Below are 323 nucleotides of genomic sequence, written 5' to 3'. Positions count from 1 at the left end.
TTCACAGCCATGGGAGGGCTAATATGGATACCTACTCTCTGGTCTCTGTTAACCTTATTTACCCCTAAAAAACTGATGGATAGCTATTTTAAAGAGCCGCATTTTACACAAACCGAACTCATTTTTATGAGTCGGTTTCCGGTTTCTTTATTGAGAACGGCCATGTTTGGCTCGGTTTTACTTTTTCCTTTTTTAGATAAAACTCGAGAAATACGACATTGCCATGAAGTCATGCCGATTTGGTATAATTTAGCATTAAAACTTCTAACCATAAGTGTCATTGTAGTTATGACCATATTCTTAGGAATACTGTTTTTTTTACT

The 323-nt window shown here is 35.9% G+C and carries 1 protein-coding gene; it reads right to left on the bottom strand.

The features are described from left to right. Positions 1 to 83: 83 nt before the first annotated feature. A partial coding sequence (locus tag KPL72_RS21125; RefSeq protein ID WP_219704364.1) for a hypothetical protein occupies positions 84 to 323 on the bottom strand: 240 nt, incomplete at its 5' end.

It is taken from the genome of Marinomonas lutimaris, assembly GCF_019426345.1.
Lineage (GTDB): Bacteria > Pseudomonadota > Gammaproteobacteria > Pseudomonadales > Marinomonadaceae > Marinomonas > Marinomonas lutimaris.
This window is presented reverse-complemented; position numbering and strand designations above follow the sequence as displayed.